Below are 13,559 nucleotides of genomic sequence, written 5' to 3' on the forward strand. Positions count from 1 at the left end.
TCTCCTCGACCCGCCCTCCAGGCGCGTCGCGCCCCGGCACCGTCGGTCCCCTGTGGTTGAATCCGCACCGCGAATGACAGACGTGTCGTTCGTCGTCGTGGGGCCCGGGCGGGGCCGCCGCAGCACGAGATCGTCGTCCGCTCGAGGAGCGTGATGGAGTCCGCCGGGTCCCTGCCGGAGCGCCGCGGAGCGCACCGTCGCACCGCTGCCGCGTCCCCCCGCGAGCTCGACCGTCGCGAACGCGAGATCCTCGCGTTCGAGGCCCAGTGGTGGAAGTACGCGGGCGCCAAGGAACAGGCGATCCGCGAGCTGTTCGACATGTCGGCCACCCGCTACTACCAGGTGCTGAACGCCCTGGTCGACAAGCCCGAGGCGCTGGCGGTGGACCCGCTGCTGGTCAAGCGCCTGCGTCGGCTGCGTTCCAGCAGGCAGCGCACCCGCGCCGCCCGCCGCCTCGGCCTCGAGCCCTGACAGCCAGGAGGTCACGATGACCGCACCCGCGTCCGGTGGACAGTCACCGCTGAAGATCGCCGGAATCGCGCTGGTCGGCGTCGGTGTGGTCGCCGCTGTCGTCGGCCTGATCGGCGTCACCGGTGGTGGCGAGGACGGCGGCAACCAGGCCGCACCCCCGCCTCCGTCGGCGTCGGCCGAGCCCGCCCCCGCGCCGGGCCAGGACGGCACCGACGGCGCGACCCCCGGCGACGGCACCGAGCCCGGCACCGGTGCCACGCCCGCACCGGGCACCCCCGGGGAGGTCTCGCCGTTCACCCCCGGAGCACCCGGCACCCCGGGCTCCCCCGGGTACGACGGCGCGGGCCCGGCCGTCGCCCCGCCGCCGGCCCCGGCCGGCCCGGGCGCGGCGGGCCAGGGCGGCTCCGGGCCCGGCGCGGCGGGCGAGGGGTCCGCGGTCGCGGCCCGTCCGGTCGTCCGGATCTACAACAACTCCACCGTCCGCGGCCTCGCCGAGAAGGCCGCCGGGGAGTTCCGCTCGAACGGCTGGACCGTCTCCCAGGTGCAGAACTACTCCCAGGGCGTCATCCCGACCACGACCGTCTACTACCGGCAGGGCACGGCCGAGAAGGCCGCGGCCGAGGAGATCGCGACGAAGTTCGGCATCCGCGCCGAGCCCCGCTTCGACGGCATCCAGGACGCGACGCCCGGCGTCATCGTCATCGTCACGCGGGACTTCTCCGCCGCCTGACCCGACCGACCGCGACGGCCCCGGACGAATCCGTCCGGGGCCGTTCGCCGTGCTGCAGGCGTGCCGTGCTGCGGGGTGCCGTGCGGCGCGGTGCCCCGTCCCCCGCGGTGGGTCAGCCGTCGCTGCGGCGGCGGGCGTAGGCCTCCAGCTCCGCGACCTGTGCCGGGTCCAGCGACGCCCGCACCGTGCGACGTGCCGTGGCCAGGTGCGCGGCGGTCACCTCGCCGGCGTCGAGGGACTCGCGCAGCGCGGTCAGCGCGGCCTCGCGCAGCAGCGCGGCGCAGTCCGCGGCCGAGTAGCCGTCCAGCTCGGCCGCGAGCGCGCCGAGGTCGACGTCGTCGGACAGCGGCACGTCGCGACCGGCCGCGCGCAGGATGTCCGCCCGCGCGTCGGCGTCCGGCGGCGGGACGAACACCAGCCGCTCCAGCCGGCCCGGGCGCAGCATCGCCGGGTCGATCAGCTCCGGCCGGTTCGTCGCCCCGACCACGACGACCTCGCGCAGCGGCGTCGCCCCGTCCAGCTCGGTCAGCAGCGCGGCGACGACGCGGTCGGCGACCCCGGCGTCGGTGGAGCCGCCCCGGCGCGGGGCGAGGGCGTCGACCTCGTCGAGGAAGATCAGGGCGGGGGCGGCCTCGGCGGCCCGGCGGAACAGCTCGCGGACCGCACGCTCGGACTCGCCGACGTACTTGTCGAGCAGCTCGGCGCCCTTCACCGCGAACACGTTCAGGTCGCCCGACCCCGCCAGCGCCCGCGGCAGGAAGGTCTTGCCGCCGCCCGGCGGGCCGTAGAGCAGCACCCCGCGCGGGGCGTCGACCCCGAGCCGGGCGAACGAGTCCGGGTGGCGCAGCGGCCACAGCACCGCCTCGGTCAGGGCCGCCTTGACCTCGGTCATGTCGCCGACGTCGTCGAGGGTGAGCCCGCCGCTGCCGAGGGTGCCACCATCGGACAGCGAGATCGGGCGGACCGAGCCGACGGCGTCGAGCAGGTCGGACTGGTGGACCTGTTCGGTGGGCTCGGCGCCGCTGCCGCGCAGCGCCGCGCTCACCGCGGCCTCCCGGCGGACCGCGGCCAGGTCCGCGACGACGAAGCCGGGGGTGCGGGCGGCGACCGCGCCCAGGTCGACGTCGTCGGCACGGGGGACGTCGGCCAGCAGCCGCTCCAGCAGCGCACGCCGGGTCGCGGTGTCGGGCAGGCCGACCGACAGCTCGCGGTCCACCAGGTCGGGGGCCCGCAGCCGCGGGTCCAGCGCCTCCGGCTCGGCGCTGGTGACCACGAGCGCCGGCCCGCCGGGCGCGGTCGCCGCGCGCAGCTCGTCGAGGACCAGGGTGGCCAGCGGCGGCGGGTCGGCGGCGGGGAGCAGGGCGTGCGCGTCGTGCACCAGCAGCACCGCGGGACCGTCGGCACCCGTCGCACCGGACCCACCGGTGCGGGCCCGGGCGATCGCCGCCCGGACCCGCTCGGCCGCGGCGGCCGGCTCGACGGCGGCGACGGCCGGGGCGACGAGCTCGACGCAGCGGACACCCGCGGCCGCGGCGGCGCTGCGCACCAGGGTGGCCTTGCCCGCGCCCTCCGGCCCGGAGACGAGCACGCCGAGACGCGCGTCGCCACCGAGTCGGGTCAGCAGCTCCGGACGGCGGAACATCAGCTCGAACCAGTCCAGCAGCCGACGGGCGACGGCCTCGTTCGCGGCGAGGTCCTCCAGCGGCAGCACGGGCTCCCCGGCCACGGCGGGCGCGTCCGGCGCCCCGGCATCCCCGGTCGCCGGCGCGGCGACGCCCGCGTCGGGTCCGCCGCCGGGGCCCGCGGTGCCGGCCCCGGGAGCGGCCGGGGCCGCGGAGCCGCCCGGTCCGGCGGCCGCCGGGCCGGGGACGCGGGGCGGGCCGGGAACGGCCGGGTCGGGGTCGCCGGTGTCCCGGCCGCCCTGCCAGCCCACCACCGTCGAGGGCGCCACCACGACCGGACCGGCCGGGTCGGCGACCGCGACGGTCAGCAGCTCCGAGGTCCACGTCCCGCCGACGGCCGCGGCCAGCGCCCGGCGCACCGAGCGGGCGTCGGAGCCCGGCGCCGGGGCGATGTCCTGCGGGAGCAGCGAGACGGCGTCACCGCGCACCAGGACCTTGCCCATCAGGGCCAGCCGCAGGGTCGCCGGTGCGACCGTCGCGCCGGTCAGCGCGGACCCGATCAGGCGCACCTCGCGGGCGGCGGTGACCGGTGCCGGCGCGACGACCACGGTCGCCCCGTCGGTCAGCCCCGCGTTGGACAGCGTGACGTCGTCCAGCCGGGCCTGGCCGTGCGGGTCACCCGGCTCCCCGGCGACGGCGAGCGCCGCGGTGACCCGGGACCCGCTGAGGGTCACCGCGTCCCAGGAGCGCAGGCCGAGCGCGGCCAGCACCTCGGGGTGCAGCCGGACGACGCCGCGGCGGGCGTCGGCGGCCGCGGGGGCCAGTCGGGCGACGAGCTCCAGCACGGGCGTTCCTCCGGTGGGGTCGGGTCAGCGACGGCGCAGGCCGAGGCGGCGGCCGGAACCGCGGGGCGCGGCGGCGACGCCCGGCCCGCGCGGGTCACGGACGGCGCCCCGGTCGCGCAGACCGTCCCGGCGGGCCTCGCCCTCCGGGTCGAGCCGGCGCCGGACACCCCGTGCGACCGCACCGGCGCGGCCGGCGACCCGGCGGCGCAGCGGCGGGCGCAGGCCCAGCCTGCGGGCGGAGCGGGCCGCCCGGGCCACCGCCCGGCGCTGGCGGGTCGGCACGTCCCACGCCTCGGGGTGCCGCGAGAGCCAGCGGTAGCGGTAGGCGGTCCACGGCAGGAGCAGGAGGTAGGCGACCCCCGCGACGGCGATGCCGAGGAACGGGATGGTGATCAGGACGGCGACGACCGCGGCCACCCCGACGAGCAGCCAGCGGGTGGTGCGCGGGGACACCCGGACGGTCTTGAGCGACAGGGTCGGGATGCGGCTGACCATGAGCCCTGCCGTGACGAGCGCCCACGCCGCGACGAGCGGGCGCTCCGACCACCAGCCCTGGCCGAAGTGCAGCCACAGGTAGATCGGGATGCCCGCGGTCAGCGCCGCGGCGGGTGCCGGGACCCCGACGAAGAACTCGCGGGCGAACGGCGGGGCGCTGTCGTCGTCGATCAGGGTGTTGAAGCGGGCCAGGCGCAGCGCCATGCAGACCGCGAACACCAGGGCCACGATCCAGCCGGCCCGGGTGCCCTCGAACGCCCAGATGTAGATGACCAGGGCCGGGGCGACCCCGAAGGAGACCAGGTCGGCCAGCGAGTCCAGCTCGGCCCCGATCCGACTGGAGGCGTCGAGCAGCCGGGCCAGGCCGCCGTCGAGGGCGTCGCACAGGGCGGCCGCGAGCACGGCCACGATCGCGAAGTCGAAGCGGGACTGGAGCGCGAAGTAGACCGCGGTCAGGCCTGCGCAGAGGTTGAGGACGGTGACCGCGTTGGGCAGCAGCCGCACGCCGGCGGGATAGCCGCCGGCGGGGCGGGTCATCCCCACGACGTCAGTGCTCCGCCGGCCCGGCCACCAGGCCGAGCACGGTCTCCCCGCCCACGGTCCGCTGGCCGGGGCGGACCAGCGCGGTCGTCCCGGGCGGGAGGTAGGTGTCCACCCGCGACCCGAACCGGATCAGGCCGAACCGCTCGCCCGCGGCCACCTCGTCGCCGTCGCGCAGCGCGCAGACGATCCGGCGGGCCAGCAGGCCCGCGATCTGCACGACCCCGACCCCGACGCCGTCGGCGCGGACCACCGTGATCGCGTTGCGCTCGTTGTCCTCGCTCGCCTTGTCCAGGTCCGCGGACAGGAACGTGCCGGGCGAGTACTGCACCCGTGCGACGCGCCCGTGCACCGGGACCCACTGCACGTGGACGTCCAGCACGGTCAGGAAGATCGAGACCCGGGTGTGCGGGACGCGCGGCAGGTCGAGCTCGGCGGGCGGGACCGTGACCGTGACGGTGGCGACCGCGCCGTCGGCCGGGGCCAGCACGGCGTCGGTGCGCAGCGGCGGGGTCCGGACCGGGTCGCGGAAGAACAGCGCGGTGGCCGCGGTGGCGAGCAGGCCCGGCAGGGTGCCGCGGCCGGTGAGGGCGCGCACCCCCGCCGCGGCGAGTGCCACACCGGCGACGATGGGACGTCCGCCCGGGTGCATCGGGGGGATCGCGTCCCGGACAAGTCGTGCGAGGTGGGTCGGGGAGGTGCCGGTTCCTTCGGCCATGGTGGGTCGTCGGCTCCTGATGCTCCGGTGGGGGATCACCAACGCTACGCGGGGGCCGTGGGCGGCCCTCCGGCGGGACGACCGGGACACGCCGAGGATCCGTGGGTCCCCGTGCCGGGACCGGGCCGGTGGCAGGATCGGGGATTCGTGCCCGGCACCGGTCACTCGCGGAGCGCGATCCCGCGAGCCAGGTACGGGGCCATGAAAAGGGCCGGGGCCGTCGTCCCCCGAGACGACGACCCCGGCCGTGGAACCGCTCGTCCGCTCCCCAGCGACGGGCGGTGGGTCTTGTGCTGTAAAGGGTCTACCCCTTCACACTGGAAAGTATTCCTCTCCGACGACCGGCAGTCCAGATCACGATGGATGTCCGCCGTGATCTACCTCTTTCGGCCGAACGGTCACCCCGTACGACGTCGCGCGCGGTGAGATCGTTGCCCCGACTGCCTATGAAACACCTCACACTTTCGGCGCAGCGACACGTCCGCGCGAGTGGCGGGACCGTTGCAGAACGCAGTCCTCCCCGGCGACCCCGGAGCGTCGTCGGGCCCCGGCGGGGGCCCGGTGGCCGGCCGTCGACGCCGCTCGGCTCCCCCGCGTACCGCTCGGCGCGCGCCGGGTCACCGGGTACGGATCACGGCGAGTCGAGCAGCCAGACCGCGACGGGGTCGCCGTCGGCCACGGCGGTGGCGTCGGCCGGCAGGTCGATCAGGCAGTCGGCCCGGGCGAGTGCCGCGATCAGGTGCGACCCGGTGGAGCCGACCTCCGACACGGTCCCGGCGGCCGCGTCGAGCAGGCCCCGCCGGAACTGGCGGCGCCCGGCGGGTGAGGACAGCGATCCGGCCAGCCGTGCGGTCACCACCGGCCGCGCCGGCGCGGGGTGCCCGGCCGCCGCGCGGAGCGCGGGCCGGACGAAGACCTCGAACGACACCTGCGAGCTGACCGGGTTGCCGGGCAGGGTCACCGTGGCGACCCGGCTCCCGCCCAGCTCCAGGCGACCGCAGCCCTGCGGCCCGCCGGGCTGCATCGCGACCTTGCCGAACTCCACCCCGTGACCGGTCATGGCGTCCTTGACGACCTCGTAGGCGCCCGCGCTCACCCCGCCGGAGGTGAGCACCAGGTCCACACCCTCGCCGACCCGCTCCGCGAGCACGGCACGGAAGCGCTCGACGTCGTCGGGGACGAAGGACAGCTGCTCGGCCGTCGCGCCGGCCTCCCGGACCGCGACGGCGAGCATCGTGCCGTTGGACTCGTAGATCTGCCCCGGCTCCAGCGTGCCACCCGGCGCGACGAGCTCCGACCCGGTGGACAGCACCAGCACGTGCGGCCGGCGGCGCACCGGCAGCTCCGCCCGGCCGACGGCGGCGGCGAGACCGATCTGGGGTGCCGCGAGGACCGTCCCGGCCCGCAGCACGACGGCACCGGACGCGGCGTCCTCACCGGCGCGGCGGACGAACGCCCCGGGCCGGGGGGCCTCGCGGATCCGGACGCGCTCGACGCCACCGTCGGTCTGCTCGACCGGCACGATCGCGTCCGCCCCCTCGGGTACCGGGGCCCCGGTCATGATCCGGGCGACCGTGCCCGGCGCCAGCACGGGGACGTCGGTGCGCCCGGCCGGGACGTCGGCCGCGACCGGGAACTCCGCGGGGGCGTCCTCCGACGCGCCGGCGAGCTCGGCGGCGCGGACCGCGTAGCCGTCCATCGCGGAGTTGTCGAAGGGGGGCAGGGCCACCCCGGCGGTCAGGTCCTCGGCGAGCACCCGGCCGCTCGCGGCGGCCAGCGCGACCGACTCCGTGCCGGTCGGCGGCAGCAGGGCCGCGACCGCCGCGGCGTGCTCGGAGACGGTGCGCGGACCGGCCTGCGACCAGGTGCTCATGGGCCCATCCTGCCCGCCCCCGCGCGACGCCCGCAGCCGGGCGGGCCCGCTTGCACTCGGCACGGGCGAGTGCTAGAAACGGGCTCAGCATCCACTGGCACTCGTGTCCGTGGAGTGCCAAGGTCGGGTCGGTGAGTCCGGCGCAGGGTTGCCGGGCGTCCGTCGCGGGCACCGCATCCGATCACTCGACTCACCTCTATCGGAGGGCAACACCCCCATGGCGAAGCAGATCGCGTTCGACGAGGAGGCCCGTCGGGGCCTCGAGCGGGGCATGAACACCCTCGCCGACGCCGTCAAGGTGACGCTGGGCCCCAAGGGCCGCAACGTCGTGCTCGAGAAGAAGTGGGGCGCGCCGACCATCACCAACGATGGTGTGTCGATCGCCAAGGAGATCGAGCTCGAGGACTCCTGGGAGAAGATCGGCGCCGAGCTGGTGAAGGAGGTCGCCAAGAAGACCGACGACATCGCCGGTGACGGCACCACCACCGCCACCGTGCTGGCCCAGGCACTGGTCCGTGAGGGCCTGCGCAACGTGGCCGCCGGCGCGAACCCGATGTCGCTCAAGCGCGGGATCGAGAAGGCCACCGAGGCCGTCTCCCAGGCGCTGCTGAAGTCCGCCAAGGAGATCGAGACCAAGGAGCAGATCGCTGCCACGGCCTCCATCTCGGCCGCCGACCCGCAGATCGGTGAGCTCATCGCCGAGGCGATGGACAAGGTCGGCAAGGAAGGCGTCATCACGGTCGAGGAGTCGCAGACCTTCGGGCTCGAGCTCGAGCTCACCGAGGGCATGCGCTTCGACAAGGGCTACATCTCGCCCTACTTCGTGACCGACGCCGAGCGCATGGAGGTCGAGCTCGAGGACCCCTACGTCCTCCTGGTCTCCTCCAAGATCTCGACCGTCAAGGACCTGCTCCCGCTGCTGGAGAAGGTCATGCAGTCGGGCAAGCCGCTGGCGATCATCGCCGAGGACGTCGAGGGCGAGGCCCTGGCCACCCTGGTCGTCAACAAGATCCGCGGCACCTTCAAGTCCGTCGCCGCCAAGGCCCCGGGCTTCGGTGACCGCCGCGAGGCGATGCTGGCCGACATGGCCATCCTGACCGGTGGCGAGGTCATCTCGGAGAAGGTCGGCCTCAAGCTCGACACCGCCGACCTGTCCCTGCTGGGCACCGCCCGCAAGGTCGTCGTGACCAAGGACGAGACCACCATCGTCGACGGCGCCGGTGACGCCGACCAGATCGCCGGCCGGGTCAACCAGATCCGTGCCGAGATCGACCGCACCGACTCCGACTACGACCGCGAGAAGCTCCAGGAGCGCCTCGCCAAGCTGGCCGGCGGCGTCGCCGTCATCAAGGCCGGCGCGGCCACCGAGGTCGAGCTCAAGGAGCGCAAGCACCGCATCGAGGACGCCGTCCGCAACGCGAAGGCGGCCGTCGAGGAGGGCATCGTCGCCGGCGGCGGCGTGGCGCTCATCCAGGCCGGTGCCGGCCTGTTCGAGGGTCTCGGCCTGGACGGCGACGAGGCCACCGGCGCGAACATCGTGAAGGTCGCGCTGGAGGCCCCGCTCAAGCAGATCGCGGTCAACGCCGGTCTCGAGGGTGGCGTCGTCGCGGAGAAGGTCCGCAACCTGCCCACCGGTGAGGGCCTCGACGCCGCCACCGGTGAGTACAAGGACCTCGTCAAGGCCGGGATCATCGACCCGGCCAAGGTGACCCGCTCGGCGCTGCAGAACGCGGCCTCGATCGCGGCCCTGTTCCTCACCACCGAGGCGGTCATCGCCGACAAGCCGGAGAAGGGCGGCGGCGCCCCCGCCGACCCGACCGGCGGCATGGGCGGCATGGACTTCTGATCCACGCCTGCTCACGCAGCAGCATCGTCCGCGGGGGCGGTACCGGTTCGCCGGTGCCGCCCCCGCGGCGCGTCCGGGGTGGCCCGGGGTGGCTCAGCCCAGCTCGTCGACGACGGCGCGGGCACGCTCCCGCAGCGCCGTCCGCAGCTCCGGCGGCTCCAGCACCCGCACCCCGGGCAGCAGCGGCCACAGGACGTGCGCGGCGTGCGCCGGGTCCCCGAACGCCGCGACGACCTCCAGCTCCCCGTCCTCCTCGCGGACCTCGACGGTGCTGACCGCGCCGAGCACCTCCCGCCGTTCGGCGGGCAGCCTCAGCCGGACCCGGATCCCGGGCAGCCGCGCGCGGAAGTCCGCCCGCCTGCGCAGCCACAGCTCCTCCAGGTCGACGCCGTCGGGCCGCTGCGCGGGCTCCGCCAGCGGCTCGGCCGCCTCCACCCGGGAGATCCGGTACGTGCGGTCCGCACCGTCGCGCAGCGCGAGCAGGTACCAGTGGCCGGAGGCCTGGACCAGGCCCACCGGGTCCACGACCCGGTCGGTGACCGTCCCGGGCCCGGCCCCCGGGCGGGTACCCGCCCGGTAGCGCAGCCGCAGCCGTACCCCGCCGAACACCGCACGCTGGGCCGCGGTGAGCACGCCGGGGACGGAGCCGTCGACGGGATCGCGGAGCATGCCGCCGTGCCGGACCAGGACCCGCCCGGCCGCGCCGTCGGCGCGGTCACGGGCCGCCTCCGGCAAGGCCGCGACGATCTTGCGCATCGCCGAGGCGAACTCCGGGCCGAGGCCGAGCGCGCCGGGCGTCGACGCCGTACCGGAGCCGAGCAGGGCGACCGCCTCGCCCGGGGTCAGGCCGGTCAGGTCGGTGGTGAAGCCGGGCAGCAGCGCGAACCCGCCGTGCCGGCCGCGCTCGGCGTAGACGGGGACGCCCGCGGCCGACAGCGCCTCGACGTCGCGCAGCACGGTGCGCTCGGAGACCTCCAGCTCGCGGGCGAGGACCGCGGCGGTGGTCAGGCCGCGGTGGCGCAGCAGCAGCATCAGGGAGAGCAGGCGGTCCGCGCGCACGGTCGTGAGAATGCCAGGAAAGCCTGACAGAAGGTGTCGTGTTTCGCGGTCAGGGTGGCGCCATGACGACGCACACCACGCAGTCCCCGCCCGCCGCCGACCCCCGCCCCGCCTGGTTCGCCGCCCTCGACCGGGTGAGCGGGCTGGTCCGGGCCGTGCCCGCCGACCGGCCGGCCGACCCCACGCCCTGCGACGGGTTCGACGTGCGCACCCTGATGGCGCACCTGGTCACCACGCTGCGCCGGCCGGCCGCGATGGCCGCGGGCACCGACCCGATGGCCGCGCCGCTGGTCAGCGAGGACGTCCTCGACGACCCGGCCGCCGCGTACGTCCGCGAGGCGTCCGCGCTGCGCGCCGCCTGGTCCGGTCCCGCGGGCGACGCGCTCCTGGACCGGGTCCACCGGCTGCCCTTCGGTGAGGTCCCCGCCCGCGTCGCGCTCGCGGTCTACGTCAACGAGACGCTCGTGCACGGCTGGGACCTGGCCGTCGCGACCGGGCAGGACCCCGAGGGCGACCCGGAGCCGGCGACGGCGGCGCTGCGGACGGCGCAGAGCTTCCTGCCCGCCGACCGCCGGGGCGGGCCGGTCCCGTTCGGCCCGGTCGTGGAGCCCCGACCGCAGGCCGGCCCGACCGAACGGCTGGCGAACTGGTCGGGCCGGGAGTCGGCCGGGTGGGTGGGTGGGCCGCCGCGGCGTCGCGGCTCCCCCTCGTGCACCGCGACGCCGGCACCCCGCCACCGGGCTCAGGCGACCGGCGCGATCAGCCAGGCGGCGAGGTAGACCAGCGCCGCCGCGCCACCGGTCAGCAGGGTGAGGGCCAGGACCGCGATGCGCAGCAGCGCGGCGTCGACGCCCAGGTCGGCGGCGAGTCCGCCGCAGACCCCGCCGAGCATCCGGTCGGTGCCGCTGCGGCGCAGCCGGAACGCGGCGACGCGGTCGCCGATCCCCGCCGCGCGCGGCCCGGACCCGGCGCCGCCGTGCGGGGCAGCACCCGGCGGGACCGCGCCGTACGGGGTGCCGGCGGCAGGGCCGTCCTCGGCGGGACCGGCCCCGTCCGGGGTGGTCCCCGCGGCTCCGGGACCGGATGCGGGCGGGCCGAGCGGGTCGGGGCCGGTCGCCGCGTCGACGGCGGGGACCCGGTCGGTGACCGGGCCGGGGTCGGTCGTGGCGGTCGTGGCGGTCGTGGCGGTCCCGGTGGCCGTCTCGGGGGCGTCGGTCCCGGTGGTGCTCGCTGTGTTCTGCATGCCTCCAGGCTGTCGCCCCGCGGGCCGCTCTCCCTCGGGACGAGCCCGGAGGCCGACCCGGAACCGACCGGGGCGCGCCTCAGGGGCGCGGGCACCCCGGGCCCCAGGTCCGCGGCCGTCCGCCGGGGGAGGGCACCCGGGCGGGGTACCGGCCGGACCGCGCGGCCCGGGGGTCTCAGCCCGCGTCGGGCAGCGCCGGGCCGAGGAGGTCGTCGGCGTCGACGATCCGGTAGGCGTACCCCTGTTCGGCGAGGAACCGCTGCCGGTGCGCGGCGTAGTCGGTGTCCACGGTGTCCCGCGACACCACCGAGTAGAAGTGCGCCTGCCGCCCGTCGTTCTTCGGGCGGAGCAGGCGCCCCAGCCGCTGGGCCTCCTCCTGCCGGGACCCGAACGTGCCGCTGACCTGCACCGCGATCGTCGCCTCCGGCAGGTCGATCGAGAAGTTCGCGACCTTGGACACCACCAGCGTGTCGATCTCGCCGTTGCGGAAGGCGTCGAAGAGCTTCTCCCGCTCCTTGTTGCGGGTGGAGCCCTGGATCACCGGGGCGCCGAGCTTCTCCCCCAGGGCGTCGAGCTGCTCCAGGTAGGCGCCGATGACGAGCGTCTGCTCGCCCTTGTGCCGGTCCAGGATCGCCTGGACGACGTTCAGCTTGGTGTTCGCCGTCGACGCCGTCCGGTAGCGCTCCTCGGAGTCCGCCGTCGCGTACGACATGCGCTCGGCGTCGGTGAGCGTCACCCGCACCTCGATGCACTCGGCGGGCGCGATCCAGCCCTGGGCCTCGATGTCGCGCCACGGGGCGTCGTAGCGCTTCGGGCCGATCAGGGAGAACACGTCGCCCTCGCGGCCGTCCTCGCGGACCAGGGTCGCGGTGAGGCCGAGCCTGCGGCGGGACTGCAGGTCCGCCGTCATCCGGAAGACCGGGGCGGGAAGCAGGTGCACCTCGTCGTAGACGACCAGGCCCCAGTCACGGGAGTCGAACAGCTCCAGGTGCTTGTACTCGCCCTTGGTCTTGCGGGTGACGACCTGGTAGGTGGCGATGGTGACCGGGCGGATCTCCTTCTTCTCGCCGGAGTACTCGCCGATCTCCTCCTCGGTCAGCGACGTCCGTGCGATGAGCTCGCGCTTCCACTGCCGCCCGGAGACGGTGTTGGTGACCAGGATCAGCGTCGTCGCGCCGGCCTTGGCCATCGCGGCGGCACCGACCAGCGTCTTGCCCGCGCCACAGGGCAGCACCACCACGCCCGAGCCGCCCTCCCAGAACCCGTCGACGGCCTGTTGCTGGTAGTCGCGCAGCGACCAGCCGTCCTGGTCCAGGGCGATCGGGTGGGCCTCGCCGTCGACGTAGCCGGCGAGGTCCTCGGCCGGCCAGCCGACCTTGAGCAGCGCCTGCTTGAGATGACCCCGCTCGGACGGGTGTACGATCACGGTGTCGTCGTCGATCCGGGCGCCGAGCATCGGGCTGATCTTCTTCTGCCGGAGGATCTCCTCCAGCACCGCGCGGTCCAGCGCGGTCAGCACGAGCCCGTGCGCGGGGTGCTGGGACAGCTGCAGCCGCCCGTAGCGCCCCATGGTGTCGACGACGTCGACCAGGAGCGGCTGCGGGACCGGGTAGCGGGCCCAGCGCACCAGCGCGTCGACGACCTGCTCGGCGTCGTGCCCGGCCGCGCGCGCGTTCCACAGGGCCAGCGGGGTGACCCGGTAGGTGTGGACGTGCTCGGGAGCCCGCTCCAGCTCGGCGAAGGGCGCGATGGACGCGCGGGCCGCCGCGGAGTCGGGGTGGTCGATCTCGAGCAGCAGCGTCTTGTCGGATTGGACGATCAAGGGGCCGTCGGTCACGGAACGAATCCTCTCGAGGCCGGAGAACGGAGCGGTACGGGTCCGCCGGACGCCGAGCGGAGACGAGCGGTCGGCGTGTGTCACGTCACGTGACCGTGGGGCAACCGGCCCTACGCCACTCGGGAGACGAGGGTTCCGGGGGCTAGACTCGGCAGCCGTCCGTCACGCACAGACGGGACCCGACACGATCATATCCGCCCGACTCCCCCGGGACGCGGCAACCGCCGCCCCGTGTCGGTCGTGATGTGGCCGAGCGGTTCCCGTCGTGACCCCGAAAGGC

At 75.8% G+C, this 13,559-nt stretch carries 11 protein-coding genes; 4 read left to right on the top strand and 7 right to left on the bottom strand.

The features are described from left to right. Positions 1 to 153 precede the first annotated feature (153 nt). Entirely contained in the window at positions 154 to 471 is a 318-nt protein-coding gene (locus KPF47_RS04215; RefSeq protein WP_100878847.1) for a DUF3263 domain-containing protein, read from the top strand. Between the two features lie 16 nt (positions 472 to 487). Next, the gene (locus tag KPF47_RS04220) at positions 488 to 1,201 is read left to right on the top strand and encodes a LytR C-terminal domain-containing protein (protein WP_224387084.1); all 714 of its coding nucleotides are present in this window, start codon (positions 488 to 490) and stop codon (positions 1,199 to 1,201) included. A 112-nt stretch (positions 1,202 to 1,313) separates the two neighbouring features. Here the strand turns inward: KPF47_RS04220 and KPF47_RS04225 are convergent, their stop codons facing one another. The 4 genes from KPF47_RS04225 to glp form a co-directional block, all read right to left on the bottom strand. Then, on the bottom strand, positions 1,314 to 3,668 hold the full coding sequence (locus KPF47_RS04225) for an AAA family ATPase (RefSeq protein WP_224387087.1): 2,355 nt from the start codon (positions 3,666 to 3,668) through the stop codon (positions 1,314 to 1,316). Positions 3,669 to 3,692: 24 nt separating this feature from the next. Then, positions 3,693 to 4,700 (bottom strand): CDP-diacylglycerol--serine O-phosphatidyltransferase, encoded by a 1,008-nt coding sequence (gene pssA, locus KPF47_RS04230; protein ID WP_224387089.1) that lies wholly within the window; start codon positions 4,698 to 4,700, stop codon positions 3,693 to 3,695. A 10-nt stretch (positions 4,701 to 4,710) separates the two neighbouring features. Then, entirely contained in the window at positions 4,711 to 5,421 is a 711-nt protein-coding gene (locus tag KPF47_RS04235; protein ID WP_224387091.1) for a phosphatidylserine decarboxylase, read from the bottom strand. 631 nt (positions 5,422 to 6,052) lie between these two features. Then, positions 6,053 to 7,294, bottom strand: coding sequence for a gephyrin-like molybdotransferase Glp (gene glp / locus KPF47_RS04240; protein ID WP_224387093.1), 1,242 nt, complete (start codon positions 7,292 to 7,294; stop codon positions 6,053 to 6,055). Positions 7,295 to 7,511: 217 nt separating this feature from the next. Between glp and groL the strand changes: the two genes are divergently transcribed. Next, a complete protein-coding gene (groL, locus tag KPF47_RS04245) occupies positions 7,512 to 9,140 on the top strand; it encodes a chaperonin GroEL (protein WP_224387095.1) in 1,629 nt (542 codons plus the stop codon). A 93-nt stretch (positions 9,141 to 9,233) separates the two neighbouring features. Here the strand turns inward: groL and KPF47_RS04250 are convergent, their stop codons facing one another. Further along, on the bottom strand, positions 9,234 to 10,199 hold the full coding sequence (locus tag KPF47_RS04250; RefSeq protein WP_224387097.1) for a YafY family protein: 966 nt from the start codon (positions 10,197 to 10,199) through the stop codon (positions 9,234 to 9,236). Between the two features lie 62 nt (positions 10,200 to 10,261). Here KPF47_RS04250 and KPF47_RS04255 point away from each other — a divergent pair, with 62 nt between their 5' ends. Further along, a complete protein-coding gene (locus KPF47_RS04255) occupies positions 10,262 to 10,978 on the top strand; it encodes a TIGR03086 family metal-binding protein (RefSeq protein WP_224387099.1) in 717 nt (238 codons plus the stop codon). On the opposite strand, the gene KPF47_RS39870 is transcribed toward KPF47_RS04255, so the two are convergent. Together KPF47_RS39870 and KPF47_RS04265 are read right to left on the bottom strand one after the other, a co-directional pair. Beyond that, the gene (locus KPF47_RS39870; RefSeq protein ID WP_308015310.1) at positions 10,942 to 11,442 is read right to left on the bottom strand and encodes a PspC domain-containing protein; all 501 of its coding nucleotides are present in this window, start codon (positions 11,440 to 11,442) and stop codon (positions 10,942 to 10,944) included. The two genes, KPF47_RS04255 and KPF47_RS39870, sit on opposite strands and share 37 nt — an antisense overlap. Before the next feature lie 175 nt (positions 11,443 to 11,617). After that, positions 11,618 to 13,279 carry a DNA repair helicase XPB gene (locus KPF47_RS04265; RefSeq protein WP_224387101.1) on the bottom strand — a complete coding sequence of 554 codons (1,662 nt, stop codon included), beginning with the start codon at positions 13,277 to 13,279 and terminating at the stop codon, positions 11,618 to 11,620. Between the last annotated feature and the right edge of the window lie 280 nt (positions 13,280 to 13,559).

It is taken from the genome of Pseudonocardia sp. ICBG1293 (assembly GCF_020131355.1).
In the GTDB taxonomy this organism is placed as follows: domain Bacteria; phylum Actinomycetota; class Actinomycetes; order Mycobacteriales; family Pseudonocardiaceae; genus Pseudonocardia.